This is a genomic window from Polynucleobacter nymphae (genome assembly GCF_018882155.1).
GTDB lineage: Bacteria > Pseudomonadota > Gammaproteobacteria > Burkholderiales > Burkholderiaceae > Polynucleobacter > Polynucleobacter nymphae.
The window spans coordinates 651,978-666,823 of the sequence record NZ_JACVPA010000001.1 but is presented as its reverse complement, the minus strand read 5'-3'; the positions used below and the strand labels follow the sequence as shown (position 1 = coordinate 666,823).

Sequence of the window (14,846 nt, the reverse complement as noted above, 5' to 3'; positions counted from 1 at the left end):
ATATCGATGGGCAGAAAACGCGTCTAAGGAGTCTTAAGCTTGCTATCATCTTCCCACTTTAGCTTTAATTAATTACCCCCTTATTTAAACCCCTTTTTTCCCTACAAAGTACGCCGTGCAACTGAAATCCATCAAACTTTCCGGCTTTAAGTCTTTCGTTGACCCAACCCATTTTGAAATGCCCGGTCAATTAATTGGCGTCGTGGGACCTAACGGTTGCGGAAAGTCGAACATTATCGACGCTGTCCGCTGGGTTTTGGGCGAATCGCGTGCTAGCGAACTGCGTGGCGAATCCATGCAGGACGTCATTTTTAATGGTTCTGGTTTGCGTAAGCCATCTGGTCGTGCCAGCGTGGAACTCATTTTTGATAATTCTGAGGGACGTGCTCAAGGTCAGTGGAGTGCTTTTACAGAATTAGGCATCAAACGTGTTCTAACGCGTGACGGTAACTCTAGTTACTACGTCAACAATCAAGTAGTGCGTCGTAAAGATATTCAAGATATTTTCTTGGGCACTGGTATGGGTCCAAGAGGTTACGCCATTATTGGACAAGGAACGATCAATCGCATCTTAGAAGCAAAGCCAGAAGAATTACGCATCTTCTTAGAAGAGGCTGCTGGTGTTTCTAAATATAAAGAGCGTCGCAAAGAAACTGCGTCACGTTTAGAAGACACTGTAGAAAATCTAACTCGGGTTGAAGATATCTTGCGTGAGCTCGATCAACAACTGACTCGTTTAGAAAAACAAGCTACGGTTGCAGAGCGTCATGCAGAGCTTTCAACACAAATGAAATCACAGCAGCAGTTGCTCTGGTTTGTGCGTCAGACCGAGGCTGGTAAAGAGCAAGAACGCCATGCCAATGGTATTCGCGATACTCAAGTCGGCTTGGAAGAGCAAACCGCCAAGCTACGTCATGCAGAGGCTGAATTAGAAACCATGCGTACCCAACAGTATGCATTACAAGATAAGGTTTCTCAGGCTCAAGGCGATTTGTATCAAACCAACTCTGATATTAGTCAGGTTGAGTCTCAGATTCATTATGTACAAGAAGCACGTCAACGCTTACAGCAGCAAACACTCGATTTACAAGCGCAGTTACAACGTTGGACTGTACAAGAGACTGATGCTGCACAAGCGCAACGTACTACCGAGCATGAACTATCTCTAGCTACAGAAAAAGAACACACTCTGCTGGCAGATTTAAATGGCTTACAAGAGCAAATGCCGGCGCGTGAAGAAGCTTATCAAGCATCTGCGCGAGACCTGAATCATGCGCGCGAGAGCTTGGCCTCGATCGAACAGCGCTTAGCCAGTTTGGGTGAGCGTATGCGTGCGATGTCTGCTCAATCGGATGAGCTAAAAGGGCGCGAGACTCGCCTTACCAGCGAATTGGATGGCATGCGCAGGCCTGATGCGCAGGCTTTGCAAACCTCGATTGATCGTCAAGTGATGGCGCAGCGTAAGGTTGATGAGGCTAGGCAACGCGCAGCAGATACCCAACAACGCGTACCAGCTGCAGATGAGGCGCGGAATGCCGCACAACAAAAGATTCAGACTGCAAATCAGGATCTCGCACAAACTGAAGCAAAGCTAACAGCGCTGACCGCCTTACAGGCCAGTGTTCAGGCACAAGGCAAGATTGGACCATGGCTAGAGAGCAAGGGTCTCAAAGAAAGTAAACGTCTCTGGCAAGAGCTTAAGGTTGAAAGTGGTTGGGAAGCTGCTTTGGAATCTGTATTGCGTGAACGTTTAGCTGCAGTCACAGCAAAGAGCGTTCAAGAAACATTAGCCTTGGCTAATGATGCCCCTCCAAGTCGTTTGGCAATTTTGCTGACTGAAGAAATTACTCCTGCACATACCAATGTGCCTACCGATTTCACACCATTGCTGACGCGTATTCAAAGTGCTGGCGCAGCAAGGCTGACTTCTGTATTACAAGAATGGTTAGACAATATTTATATTGCTAGCAGTCTCGAAGATGCTTTGCATCGTCGTGAGAAATTACCTGCTGGCGGAGCTTTTGTCACTCAACAAGGTCACTTAGTGAGCCGCGTGAGTGTGCAGCTCTATGCTGCAGACTCAGAGCAAGCTGGTATGTTGGCGCGTGCCCAAGAGATGGAGAGTCTTGAGAAGCAATTACGTGCACAAAAACTGATGCAAAGTGAGTTGCAGAGTGAGTTGGATCAGTGCGCAGCAAATTATCAAGCTGCACACCAAGCAGCAGAGCAGGCGCGCATCAATGCTGAGCATGCTGTGCAAGAAGCGCATGGCTTTGAAGTAGAAAGAATGCAGCTCACCCAAGCCGAAGAGCAATATAGCCAGCGTGCCGCACAAATTCAGAGTGAGTTGTCAGAGTTGCATCAGCAGATGGAGCAATTAAGCACAAATCAAGCCCAATCAACTGCAGAGTTAGCAGAATCCGAGAGATCAAAGCAGGGACTTCAAGAGTCTCTCCAGGCGGCCCAGGAAAAATTAGAGTTGGCTACTCAAGAGCGCGATCGCTTACGTGAATCACTTCGTGTTGCTGAGATGGCCGCACAAGAAGCAGCATTTGCAACTCGTTCATTGCAGCAACGCATTGCTGATTTGCAACGTGATCAAAGTACAGCACGTACCCAGATCATGGAGATCCAGGATAAGTATGACTTGGCTACGCAAGAGCTGGCAGCTTTAAGTGATGAAGAAGCGCAAGATAAATTGCAAGATTTATTGCTAGCACGCAGTGCACGTGAGGCCTCTCTTGCGAATGCTCGCACCGAACAAGATGCTTTATTGCATCAACTTCGCGAGGCTGATGAAGCCCGTATGCAAATAGAACGTGGATTACAGCCAATGCGCGACAAAGTAGTTGATTTGCAGTTACGCGAACAAGCTGCACGCTTGAACTACGAACAATTTGCAACCTTATTGACAGATGCTGAGGCTGACCTCATTGCCTTGGAGGCGAATTTCAGCCCAGACTTGAAGGTGGGCGCACTACAAACTGAAGTCAATCGCTTGAATACTGAAATTCAATCCTTGGGTCCGGTTAATATGGCGGCTCTTGATGAGTTATCCAGCTCACGGGAGCGCAAGCAGTTCTTGGATGCTCAATCTGCCGACTTGAATGAAGCAATGCAGACTTTGACTGATGCGATCGCAAAGATTGATGCCGAAACCCGTGACCTATTGCAAGATACTTTTGATCAAGTCAATATCCATTTTGGGAAACAGTTTCCAGAGCTCTTTGGTGGTGGACATGCTGAACTAGTGATGACTGGCGAAGAAATTTTGGATTCTGGTGTTCAAGTCATGGCGCAGCCTCCTGGTAAGAAAAATAGCTCTATTCATCTTCTCTCCGGTGGTGAAAAAGCCTTGACTGCAATTGCTTTGGTTTTCTCGCTCTTCCTTCTCAATCCAGCCCCATTCTGCTTACTGGATGAGGTGGATGCTCCATTGGATGATGCGAATACCTTGCGCTATGCAAAGATGGTTGCCAAAATGTCAGAAAAGACACAATTTATTTTCATCTCACACAACAAGATCACCATGGAAATTGCCCATCAACTCATTGGTGTCACCATGCAAGAGCAGGGCGTATCCAGAATTGTGGCGGTAGATATCTCATCTGCTGTATCGATGGTGGAGGCCGCCTAAGTGTACGTGGAACAAATCATGACGATGTTGGGTTTGTCTGATTTGCAATTCGCATTAGCTGCCATTGGGCTAGTGATTCTGATATTGGTAGCTATCCTTAATTTTAAATACGCGCGGGCACGTCGCCAAGCAAGAGAGCAAACTCAATTTGCTCACGAGCCTAGTTTTGCTGATCCAGAGATGGGGCGTACTGAGCCGAGTTTTGGATCTATGTCAGTAGCAAGCTCTTCTCCAGAGAAATTTAGTATTGATCCCCGTATTGATTGCGTCATCACACTTCGTTTTGACCAAGCTATTGCCGGATCAGAGATCTTGGAAGAGATTCATGATTGGGCTGATTCACAAGTACAAGCTACCGCCAGGTGGGTTTGTGAAGGCCTAACCGCTGACCAAGATGCTGCAGAGGATTGGGAAGATCTTAAACCTGGGGCTTCCTATTCAGAATTGCAGTTAGCCATTCAATTAGCGAGTCGCCGTGGTGCTATTGGAGTTTTAGAGTTGTCTGATTTTTGCTCACGAGCACAAGCACTAGCGGAGACTTTAGGTTCTCAAATTGACATGCCTAGTGTGAATACGATGTTGGAAAGTGCCAAAGAGTTAGATGTGATGGCTGCTGATAGCGATATTCAACTCAGCATTAATGTTTTATTTGATGCGCCATACCCATGGGGTAATTTTGATGCCCTCATGCGTCAACGTGGTTTCAAATTGGCTCGTAACGGCAGGCAATATGAGTTCTACAGCAATGGTATGTTCGTCTTTAATAGCGCTGATTTAGATCCTAATTCATCGGTATCGCAATTGACCTTATTGCTTGAGGTTCCACTAGTTGCTCAAGAAGAACGTGCCTTTGAAAGAATGCTTGGTGAAGGTGTTGAGATTGCTCAAGCTGCCCATGGCCGTTTAGTTGATGACAATGGTATTAATTTGAGTGAAGCTGCAGTAGTGAGTATTCGTCAGCATCTCGACGTTCTTTATGCCAATCTAGAGAAGTCTGGCGTTCCCGCTGGATCTTCTACGGCTAGCAGACTCTTTAGCTAGGAAATCGTCTTGTCGTCTAATAGTCCGACAAATTTAGCGGAGCGGTATGCATTCTTGCAGGGAGAGCTTGCACGCTTAGAGCATGCCTATTACGTCCTTGATAACCCACTTCTGCCCGATATTGAGTATGACCGCCTCTATCGGGAGCTCTTAGATATTGAGCTTGCGCATCCAGAATGGGTTACTTCAGAATCGCTGTCGCAAAGGATCGGTGGCGTTGCTCTCAAAGAGTTTGATTCTGTAACTCATGAAGTGCCGATGCTCTCTTTAAATAACGCCTTTGAAGAAGCTGAACTTGTTGCCTTTGATCGTCGTTGTCGTGAAGGCTTGCACCTAGATCATGTAGCTTATGCTGGCGAGCTCAAATTTGATGGCTTAGCTATCTCACTACGTTATGAAAATGGCTCCCTAATCACTGCTGCTACACGGGGTGATGGCGCCAGCGGCGAAGATGTCACGGCCAATATCAAAACAATTCGTGCTATTCCCCTCAAACTTACTGGCAAGAATATCCCTCAAGTCTTAGAAGTTCGCGGTGAAGTCTTTATGTATCTCAAAGACTTCGAGAAGATGAATCAACAGGCAGCAGAGCTGGGTGAGAAAGAGTTTGCCAATCCAAGGAATGCAGCTGCTGGTAGCTTGCGTCAATTAGATTCTAAGATCACCGCAAAAAGACCGCTCTCTTTCTTTGCGTATGGCTTGGGTGCATTGGAGCCTCAATCTTGGCTACCAAAAACCCATGAAGAATTACTAAACGCCTACGTAGAGCTAGGCTTACCAGTTTGCACAGAGCGCAGAGTGCTGAACTCTGTGCAAGAGATCCTCAATTTCTACAATGAGATTGGTGAAAAACGAGACTCTCTCCCATACGACATTGATGGCGTGGTCTATAAAGTCAATGCATTTGCAGAGCAAGCTAAGCTCGGTTTTGTATCCAGAGCCCCGAGATTTGCCTTGGCACATAAGTACCCGGCACAAGAAGCGCTAACCACTGTCTTAGGAATTGATGTCCAGGTGGGGCGCACAGGTGCAATTACTCCAGTGGCCAGACTTGCCCCAGTTGAAGTGGGTGGAGTAACAGTTACCAATGCCACGCTTCATAACGAAGACGAAGTAAAGCGCAAGGATGTGCGCATTGGTGATACTGTTTCAGTACGCAGAGCAGGTGATGTCATTCCAGAAGTAGTTTCGGTCATTAAAGATCGCAGACCTGCCAACACAATAGAATTTGTAATGCCAACAAGGTGTCCAGTATGTGATTCGCATATTGAGCGTTTGGCAGATGAAGCCATCGCTCGCTGCAGCGGCGGATTATTTTGTGGGGCGCAGCGCAAACAGGCATTAATTCACTTTGCCCATAGAAGAGCTCTAGACATTGAGGGCTTGGGCGATAAGATTGTGGATCAATTAGTGGATCACAATCTAGTGAGAACTCCTGCAGACCTATACAAATTAGGGTTTACTGCTCTAGCCAATCTTGAGCGCATGGGTGATAAGTCTGCAGATAATTTGATTCAGGCAATTAACCAGTCCAGAGATACCACATTGGCCAGATTCATCTTCGCTTTAGGTATTCGTCATGTGGGCGAGACTACAGCGAAAGATTTGGCTAATCACTATCAATCGATGCATGCCCTAATGGATGCCAGCATAGAAGACCTACTCACAGTCAAAGATGTTGGGCCAGTAGTGGCAGATTCCATCACGAGTTTTATGCAAGAAGCCCATAACCGTGAGGTCATTGAACAACTTCTAGCTTCAGGAATGCAGCTTGCCGTAGAAGAAAAAATCATCAGTGCGGCAGTAGCAGGTAAGACTTTTGTTCTGACGGGAACATTTCCAACTATGACAAGAGATGAGGCAAAGGATTTGCTTGAAAAAGCCGGTGCTAAGGTAGCTGGGTCAGTTTCTACAAAAACAGACTACGTCGTGGCAGGCGCTGATGCAGGTAGTAAGCTCACCAAAGCCGAAGAATTGGGTGTAACAGTGATTGATGAAGCTGCAATGCTCAATTTATTGAGATAAGACTCTTATTTTCAAATGAATACATTACATTCAAAATTCCATATGAACTCGAAAGAGTGGGCTGCCTTGGGCAATGTTTCTGATCTAGAAAAGCAGGTTCGTATTGATTTAGCAACAGCCTATCAATTAGCGCATCTCAAAAATTGGGATGATGGAATCTATACCCACATATCAGCAGCTATACCAGGTGAAGATGGCGCTTATTTACTCAATCAGTTTGGGTTGCACTTTAATGAGGTCACCCCACAAAATTTAGTGAAGGTCAATATTGCAGGTCAGATATTGTCTGGTGATGGCCCAGTTAATCAAACGGGTTTTGCGATTCATGGGGCGGTACATGCAGCAAGGTTAGATGCCCATTGCGTATTCCATTTGCATGCGGATTCTGTGATTGCTGTATCAGCCCAGAAACAAGGGCTATTACCGATTTCTCAGCATGCTTTGCGTTTCTACCAAGATATGGGTTATCACCCATACCAAGGCTTAGCGCTTTCATCGCAAGAGCAGACTTCCTTGATTGAGAATTTAGGGAATAAGAAGGCCATGCTATTACATAATCATGGCAGCATTGTTTGTGGGTCGTCTATTCAACAAGCATTTTATTTAATGGATGTTCTGGATAAGGCCTGCAAAATTCAGTTACTAGCTGGATCTGCTGAGCAATTGATTACTCCTACTCCTGAGGTATGTCAGTTAACCTATAGGCAATTATGTAGTGATGGTGATCAGGAGGGCCAGTTAGAATGGCCTGCATATCAACGTATATTCATTAACTATTAGTCGGAGGTAAAAGTGCCAGTCATTCAAGTTCAATTATTTGAGGGTCGTACAGAGGATGTAAAGCGTGAGTATGCGAAAGCGATCACTGAGGCTGCTGTCAAAATTATGGGTTGTTCTGCCGAGTCCGTAGATGTGATCTATCAAGACATTAAAAAATCAGATTGGGCTACTGCAGGTAAGCTTTGGAGTGATTAGAGCTAACTTCATTCAGCATTGATCCCCGTCTATTGGGGATTTTTTTATTCAATGTGCTCTGGAGGAAGGCCCTTCCACCACTCTCCCTTAAATTGACCTTGTAGCCAATCAATACATTGACTCACTTTAGTCGGCACATGTTTGGGCGACGAAAATACTGCATGCATTTCCTGGCTTGGTAGTAACCAATCTTCCATTACTGGCTGTAACACTTGATCTTGAATAGATTGGTAGGCTACATAGCAGGGCAGTGCAGCTAAGCCCATTCCTGCTCTAGCTGCTGAGAGAATGGAAGAAAGGTTATTGGATATAAATGGACCCTTAACCTCAACGACTTCAGTTTGATTTTGCGGGTTCGTAAAGCTCCAGCGATGATCACTTTGCGCTGTTGTGTAGATGAGGGCGCGATGCTTTTTGATATCTTCTGGCGCCTTGGGCGCCGGATGATCTTGAAGATAATTAGGATTAGCAACCAATATCCACGGATTCATGCCAATAAATCGGGAGCCTAATGAGGAGTCCGGCAGATTTCTCATCCGAATTGCTAAATCAACTCCTTGCTCAATTAAGTTGATGTAGCGATCATCCATACTCAAATCTACCTCTAACTCTGGATGATGTGACATGAATTCTAAGATCGAGGGCGTTAGCACGCGGCGCCCAAAAGCAACCGAAGAGCTAATCGTTAATTTGCCACGAACCTTAGATTGCATTAATGAAGCCAGATCATCAGCCTCATTAATTTCCTGAGAAATGACCTTACATTTTTCGTAGTAGAGCTTCCCAATCTCAGTAGCTGTGACCCCACGTGTACTGCGATGCAGTAATAGGGTGCCTAAACGCTTTTCTAGGCTAGCTACAAACTTAGTGGCGGTAGGTTGGGTAATGCCTAAGTCCTCAGCAGCCTTGCTAAATGAGCCCGTTTCAACAATCCGAACGAATAGAAAAATACCTTGAACGCGATCCATAGTACTTTTTAGGGGTTTTAATGCCCTATTTTTACACTATTCCATGGTGGAATACTAGATATAGATTTGCTGATCTTCCCAAAAAGGGCAAATTTCACCATCATTGCGCTACAACAACATTGGGAGACGAATCATGGCAAAAATGAAGGCAGCAATGGCAGCAGTTTTGGTGATGGAAAAAGAGGGCATTACGACTGCCTTCGGAGTACCTGGCGCTGCAATTAATCCACTCTACGCGCAACTGCGTGAGCGTCAATCCATTACCCATATTTTGGCTCGCCACGTAGAAGGTGCATCGCATATGGCCGAAGGTTATACACGTGCTAAGGCTGGCAACATCGGAGTATGTATTGGCACCTCTGGCCCTGCTGGAACCGACATGATCACCGGTCTTTACTCAGCAAGTGCTGATTCCATTCCGATTCTTTGTATTACAGGTCAAGCGCCACGCGCACGTTTGTACAAAGAAGATTTCCAGGCTGTTGATATCGAGAGTATTGCTAAGCCAGTTACCAAGTGGGCTGTTACCGTTCGCGAGCCAGGTTTAGTGCCACGAGTATTTCAGCAAGCATTTCATATCATGCGCTCTGGACGCCCAGGGCCAGTGCTGATTGATTTGCCAATCGATGTTCAGATGGCTGAGATTGAATTTGATATCGATACTTATGAGCCATTGGCGGTTTATAAACCTACAGCAAGTCGCAAGCAAATCGAAAAAGCGATGGAAATGTTAATGACTGCTGAGAAGCCATTGATTGTGGCTGGCGGCGGAATTATTAATGCAGATGCTTCTAAATTATTAGTAGAGTTTGCTGAGCTGATGGGCATTCCAGTAATCCCAACCTTAATGGGTTGGGGATCAATCCCAGATGATCATCCTTTAATGGCTGGCATGGTTGGTTTGCAAACTGCACATCGCTACGGTAATGCAACGATGTTAGCGAGTGACTTTGTATTAGGTATTGGTAACCGTTGGGCGAATCGTCATACTGGTTCAATTGATGTGTACACCAAAGGTCGTAAGTTTATTCACGTTGATGTTGAGCCAACCCAAATTGGTCGCGTATTTACGCCTGATTATGGAATTGTTTCTGATGCCAAAGCAGCTCTAGAGTTATTTGTTCAAGTTGCTAAAGAGTGGAAAGCAAAAGGCAAGTTGAATAATTACGGTGATTGGGTAAGTCGTTGCCAAGAGCGTAAGAAGCTTATGTTGCGTAAGACTGATTTTGATAACATTCCAGTCAAGCCACAACGCGTTTATCAAGAAATGAACACTGCATTTGGTCGCGACACTATTTATGTCACCACCATTGGTTTATCGCAAATTGCAGGCGGACAGTTCTTGCATGTGTATGGCGATCGTCAGTGGATTAACTGCGGACAAGCTGGCCCATTAGGCTGGACTATTCCGGCTGCGCTAGGTGTATTGGCTGCTGATCCTACTCGTACCGTCGTCGGTTTATCAGGCGATTATGACTTCCAGTTCTTAATTGAAGAGCTGGCTGTAGGTGCGCAATTCAAATTACCTTTAGTGATGGTGTTGGTGAATAATAGCTATCTCGGCTTAATTCGTCAGGCACAACGCGGTTTTGAGATGGACTATTGCGTACAGTTGGCCTTTGACAACATTAACGTGGACGACACAACCCTTAAAGGTTATGGCGTTGATCACGGTAAAGTAGTTGAAGGTTTAGGTTGCAAATTAATCCGCGTAAGCGATCCCGCAAAGATTAATGCTGCTTTAGTTGAAGCACAAAAGATGGCTAAACACTTCATGGTGCCAGTAGTAGTAGAGGTGATCATGGAGAAGGTAACTAACATTGCGATGGGTATGGAGATTGACAATATCAATGAGTTTGAGGAAGTTGATTGTCGCCACCCAGCTGGTCGTGAGGGCTTACAAATGGCAGGCCTCTTAGACTAAGCATTCTGAAGTAGTTTGCATTACTAGAGCCCAGCTTAAAACCTGGGCTCTTTCTTTTGTAGGTAATTTCTTACCAAGAAATCAGGTGGCAAGCCATAGTAGCTCTTAGTAAGATTTTTGATTTAAAGATTTTCTATGCAGAAATTGCCCGAATCTTTTAATTCTATTTTTGAGGAACAGGTTTATTCGATCCTTGATTATGAAAACCCCTTCAAAAGATCTAATAAGCTAGGGCATATTACGGCCAGTGGTCTAGTTATCAATAACGGCAAGGTGTTGCTAATCTTCCATCCATTTATTAAACGATGGTTTCAGCCGGGCGGTCACATTGATGATGGCGAATTGCCGATTGATGCAGCCATTCGTGAGGTTTATGAGGAGACTGGTTTTATCTGCGTTCCGGATTCGAAAGATCTTGAGCCAATCGATATCGACATTCATGAAATCCCAGCAAATCCCAAGAAGGGTGAAGACACTCATTTGCATATCGACCTACTATATTGTCTGAGGGTATCCTCTCAAGAGCAATCTACTGAGGATCTTGCTTGCGCATGGATTTCTTTTGACCAGGTTGAAAGTGACCGCATTAAGCGAGCCCTAGCAAAGCTAAATTAAGCCCCCAAGGCCTCTAGCAATTCGGTCTCAAGTTGGATTTGTAACTTGGGATTCTTACCCAAGTTGGCAGCATCAAGCAGCAATACGTCTTCTACTCGCTCGCCTAGGGTATTGATTCGTGCGGTATGAATCGAGACTTGATGTTTGGCAAGCACCCTAGAGATTGTGTAAAGAAGACCTGTGCGGTCACTGGCCGATAGTGCCAGTGTGTAATATCTGCCGCGATCATCCGGAACCATATGGACACGTGGCTGAATTGGGAAGGTGCGTGACTGTCTAGAGAGACGACCCATGCTTGGATTAGGTAAGGGATCTGCATTCGTGAGGGCGGCGGTCAATTCAAACTCCACTAGTTGAATGATGTCACGGTAGCTTCCACCTTCATCTATTAAGGTACTGCCGGATATTTGGAAGGTATCTAAAGCGTAACCATGGCGTGTCGTATGAATGCGTGCATCCCAAATTGAGAAACCATGTTTTTCAAAGTAAGCGCAAATTCTGGCAAAGAGGTCTTCTTGGTCTTTAACGTAGACGGCAACCTGTAATCCATCGCCAATCGGAGATAGCCTTGCTCTGACGATAGGTTGATCACTATTGACCTTGTTATAAAGATGTCGTGTGAGCCAAGCAATATCGGTTGAATCTTGTCTTAAGAAGAATGCAACATCTAGTTGCTTCCAGAGATCTTCATAAGACTCATCATCAATGCCGTACAACCGTAATTTAGTTCTGGACTCTTCTTGATGTTGCGCTAGTTCTGAAGAGGCATCGGGCTTGGCTCCGCCCAAGACTCTGAGGGTAGCGCGATAGAGGTCTTCTAAGAGCTTGCCTTTCCAGGCATTCCAAACTTTGGGGCTAGTGCCACGAACGTCAGCCACAGTTAATAAGTAGAGTGCAGTAAGGTGGCGCTCATCACCCACTTTTTTGGCAAATGCTCGCACCACATCTGGGTCGGTGATGTCTTGTTTCTGAGCTGTCTGGCTCATATTGAGATGCTCTGCAACTAGCCATACTATGAGTTCAGTATCTTTCTTATCTAAGCCATGATCTTTAGCAAATTTACGTACATCAGCCTTGCCTAATTGCGAGTGATCGCCACCGCGGCCTTTGGCAATGTCATGAAATAAGGCGGCTACAACTAACAGCCATGGCCTTTCAAAGTGGGCAATCAGGCTACTGCAGAATGGAAATTCGTGGGTATGCTCGATCACCATAAAGCGACGTACATTACGTAATACCATCAGGATATGTTGATCAACTGTGTACACATGAAATAAGTCATGCTGCATTTGTCCAACGATTCTTCTAAAGGCAGGTAGGTAGCGACCCAAGACGCTAGTGCTATTCATAAGATGAAATGCTCGGCTTACGCCCTCTGGTTGTTTGAGTAGCTCCATAAAGAGGGCTCTATTCACCGGGGCAGCACGCCATTTGCTATCCATCTTTTGACGAGCGTTGTACAAGGCTCTAAAAATAGTTGCCGAAAGACTCTTTACATTAGACGTTTGAGAAAGTACTAAAAAGGTTCGTAGGATTTGCTCGGGATGCTTTTGGTAAAGCTGCGGATCAGTGATATCTAGGACGCCTTGGCGCTCAATAAAATACTCATTACCTTCACCAGGAATTGGATGTGTCGTTTTTGACTCTTGTGGAAAGAGTAGCGCTTCAATGTTTTGCAGCAGTACGTCATTGAGTTGATTCACCGCTTTTGCAGCCCAGTAGTAGCGACGCATAATTGCTTCACTAGCTTCGCGTGATGACTCTTCTTCGATGCCCATGGACTTTGCTAATGCGGTCTGTAAGTCAAAAACTAGGACATCCTGTCGGCGGCCTGCTAGCAAATGGAGATTCGCCCGCAGTGTCTCTAAAAAACGCTGATTGCGATTCAGCTCAGTGAGCTCGCGTTGGGTGACCAAGCCTGCTGCGTTTAAGTCTTTAAAGGTATTACCAAGTAATGCAGCTTTACTGACCCAAGAGATGACTTGAAGATCCCGCAAGCCACCAGGGCTTTCTTTGCAGTTTGGCTCAAGGGCATAGGGCGTGTTCTGATATTTATAGTGACGCTGAATTTGCTCTGCTTGTTTGGCTTGGAAAAAAGCTTTGGGATCCATGGCAGCTTCAAATGCGTTTGAAAATTCCTTAAACAGTTGTCTTTTGCCGCAAATGAATCGCGCCTCAAGTAAAGAAGTGCGCACTGTAATATCTTGTTCGGATTCCGAAATGCATTCAGCAACCGTTCTTACTGAAGATGCAATCTCCAAGCCGGCATCCCAACAGTTCGTGACGTATTGCTCAACCTTCTTTGACAAGGACTGAGCCAACTCAGCATTTGTGGGTAGCAATATGAGGATATCAATATCAGAGTAAGGAAATAGTGAGCTCCTACCGTATCCGCCAACTGCAAGCAAAGTAGCATCGTTGTTCAAACCACAATCACTCCAAAATTGAGTGAGAAGCTGATCTGTGAATTTGCTTAACTGCTTAGTGAGTTTTCCAACAGCCTGAGTTTTTTTAAACTCGGTGTATGCAATTTCTCGTGCGACGCGCAGATTTGCTGCGTCGGTAATCTGATTTTTTCCCTGCTGCAAATCGCTCATGGATTTAGACGCTAGCGAGCAATGGTCTAAAAGAAAGACCTTTAACGCAATCAGGTGGAGGGTTGCTACCTTCGGACCAGGTTAAGACCTCAACACCAGTTTGCGTAACTAGGAGGGTGTGTTCCCACTGCGCAGATAGGCTACGATCTTTTGTTTTGACTGTCCACTGGTCAGGCATCGTACGAATATCACGACGCCCAGCATTAATCATGGGTTCGATTGTGAAGGTCATGCCAGCAAGGAGTTTTTCACCCGTGCCTGGTTTGCCGTAATGCAGAATTTGTGGATCTTGATGAAATACTTTGCCGATACCGTGTCCACAATATTCACGCACTACTGAGTACCCAGACTTTTCAGCATGGCTTTGGATAACGTGACCAATATCGCCAAGTGATGCGCCGGGCTTTACTTCTGCAATGCCAAGCCACATACATTCAAAAGTAATTTGGGTGAGACGTTTTGCCATAACAGAAACTTCGCCCACCATGAACATACGACTGGTATCACCGTAGTAGCCATCGGGAGTAATCACAGTAATGTCTAAATTAACAACATCACCACCTTTTAAAACTTTGTCACCTGGAATGCCATGACAAATCACATCATTTACTGAGGTACAAATGGATGCTGGAAATGGTGGGTAGCCTGGTGGCTGGTAGTTCAGTGGTGCAGGAATCGTATTTTGGACATCGCGCATGTACTCATGGCAAATGCGGTCCAATTCACCAGTGGTGACCCCAGCTTTGACATGGGGCGTCACATGATCCAGCACTTCGCTAGCCAAGCGACCAGCTTCTCGCATCCCAAGGATGTCTTTTTCTGCGGTAAACACACTATTCATGCCTTGATTATCAACGACTTGGGCAGTTCTGACTTAGTAAGATTGCCTAGAATTTAGGCAATTGTCTTCTTTAGGGAGTCCTCAGAACCACTTTTATGCCTCTTCCCTTTGTTTGATACTGGGGCAGGGCTAGCTAGAGCATTGATATTTAAGCTATAATTTTGGTCTCAGGTCTATTTTGGACTTGAAATCGCAAGTTGAGCCTTCCGGGGTGGCGTTTTTT

Annotated in this window: 10 protein-coding genes; 7 read left to right on the top strand and 3 right to left on the bottom strand. The window is 45.6% G+C overall.

Annotation, left to right across the window (positions count from 1 at the left end; all coding sequences use genetic code 11):
- Positions 1 to 115 precede the first annotated feature (115 nt).
- Genes smc through ICN29_RS03420 form a run of 5 tightly spaced genes read left to right on the top strand, consistent with a single transcriptional unit; the run spans position 116 to position 7,678 of the window.
- Positions 116 to 3,637 carry a chromosome segregation protein SMC gene (gene smc / locus ICN29_RS03440; RefSeq protein ID WP_216129740.1) on the top strand — a complete coding sequence of 1,174 codons (3,522 nt, stop codon included), beginning with the start codon at positions 116 to 118 and terminating at the stop codon, positions 3,635 to 3,637.
- Positions 3,638 to 4,678 (top strand): cell division protein ZipA C-terminal FtsZ-binding domain-containing protein, encoded by a 1,041-nt coding sequence (locus ICN29_RS03435; protein ID WP_369411624.1) that lies wholly within the window; start codon positions 3,638 to 3,640, stop codon positions 4,676 to 4,678.
- A gap of 9 nt (positions 4,679 to 4,687) precedes the next feature.
- Positions 4,688 to 6,703 (top strand): NAD-dependent DNA ligase LigA, encoded by a 2,016-nt coding sequence (gene ligA, locus ICN29_RS03430; RefSeq protein WP_216129738.1) that lies wholly within the window; start codon positions 4,688 to 4,690, stop codon positions 6,701 to 6,703.
- Positions 6,704 to 6,745: 42 nt separating this feature from the next.
- The gene (locus ICN29_RS03425) at positions 6,746 to 7,483 is read left to right on the top strand and encodes a class II aldolase/adducin family protein (RefSeq protein WP_216129736.1); all 738 of its coding nucleotides are present in this window, start codon (positions 6,746 to 6,748) and stop codon (positions 7,481 to 7,483) included.
- Between the two features lie 12 nt (positions 7,484 to 7,495).
- A complete protein-coding gene (locus ICN29_RS03420; protein WP_088524572.1) occupies positions 7,496 to 7,678 on the top strand; it encodes a 4-oxalocrotonate tautomerase in 183 nt (60 codons plus the stop codon).
- A 44-nt stretch (positions 7,679 to 7,722) separates the two neighbouring features.
- On the opposite strand, the gene ICN29_RS03415 is transcribed toward ICN29_RS03420, so the two are convergent.
- A complete protein-coding gene (locus tag ICN29_RS03415; RefSeq protein WP_216129734.1) occupies positions 7,723 to 8,646 on the bottom strand; it encodes a LysR family transcriptional regulator in 924 nt (307 codons plus the stop codon).
- Between the two features lie 133 nt (positions 8,647 to 8,779).
- Between ICN29_RS03415 and gcl the strand changes: the two genes are divergently transcribed.
- Positions 8,780 to 10,570: a glyoxylate carboligase gene (gene gcl / locus ICN29_RS03410; RefSeq protein ID WP_216129732.1), complete on the top strand. Its 1,791-nt coding sequence runs from the start codon at positions 8,780 to 8,782 to the stop codon at positions 10,568 to 10,570.
- A gap of 135 nt (positions 10,571 to 10,705) precedes the next feature.
- Complete coding sequence (locus ICN29_RS03405) at positions 10,706 to 11,185, top strand: NUDIX hydrolase (protein ID WP_216129730.1); 480 nt, start codon at positions 10,706 to 10,708, stop codon at positions 11,183 to 11,185.
- Here the strand turns inward: ICN29_RS03405 and ICN29_RS03400 are convergent.
- Both ICN29_RS03400 and map read right to left on the bottom strand, forming a co-directional pair.
- Positions 11,182 to 13,782 (bottom strand): [protein-PII] uridylyltransferase, encoded by a 2,601-nt coding sequence (locus ICN29_RS03400; protein WP_216129728.1) that lies wholly within the window; start codon positions 13,780 to 13,782, stop codon positions 11,182 to 11,184. The genes ICN29_RS03405 and ICN29_RS03400 overlap by 4 nt on opposite strands.
- 4 nt (positions 13,783 to 13,786) lie before the next feature.
- Positions 13,787 to 14,623 carry a type I methionyl aminopeptidase gene (gene map, locus ICN29_RS03395; protein ID WP_216129726.1) on the bottom strand — a complete coding sequence of 279 codons (837 nt, stop codon included), beginning with the start codon at positions 14,621 to 14,623 and terminating at the stop codon, positions 13,787 to 13,789.
- Positions 14,624 to 14,846: the final 223 nt, after the last annotated feature.